The sequence below is a fragment of the Phytobacter sp. V69 genome (genome assembly GCF_965644215.1).
GTDB lineage: Bacteria > Pseudomonadota > Gammaproteobacteria > Enterobacterales > Enterobacteriaceae > Phytobacter.
This window is the reverse complement of sequence record NZ_CBFFRL010000511.1, coordinates 1-502: the sequence shown is the minus strand read 5'-3', so window position 1 is coordinate 502 and position 502 is coordinate 1. Positions and strand designations below refer to the sequence as shown.

Below are 502 nucleotides of genomic sequence, written 5' to 3'. Positions count from 1 at the left end.
CCAGAAAACTTCACCGGTGAAGTTTTTACCTCTGCCGAAGTGCCGTGCTATCGCTATCGCGCTTTTTCCCTTCAGATAGCCGACGACTGTCGATACCGAATATTTTGGCGGTATGCTGATGCACATGTGGACATGATCGCGCATCAGATGCTCCTCCAGAATCTGACAGCCCTTCTGGCTCGCAAGCTCGTGGAATATTTTTCCCAACTCATGCCGCAGCGCACCACATAACCGTTGTTTCCGGCGTTTAGGGATATAAACCACGTGATATTTACAGTCCCATTTCGTATGGCTTAAGCTCTGATAGTCTCTCATCACGAATCCTCATCTCTTGGCGGAGATTTCAGATTCGCGCGACTGACTTAAAGGTCAAACCTTTCGGAGTCCCCCGGCAAAGCCGGGGGTTTACCGGATTTAATTACAGATGGGCGGATTCAACTCCGAAGTGCAACGCTAAGCCGCCAATCTTAGCTCTGCAAACACCACAGACGGTTGCCTGAAT

1 protein-coding gene is annotated in these 502 nt (G+C 50.0%); it reads right to left on the bottom strand.

The features are described from left to right. The coding region (gene tnpA, locus ACSZPU_RS26260; protein ID WP_499004560.1) for an IS200/IS605 family transposase at positions 1 to 315 on the bottom strand (315 nt) is incomplete at its 3' end. Between the last annotated feature and the right edge of the window lie 187 nt (positions 316 to 502).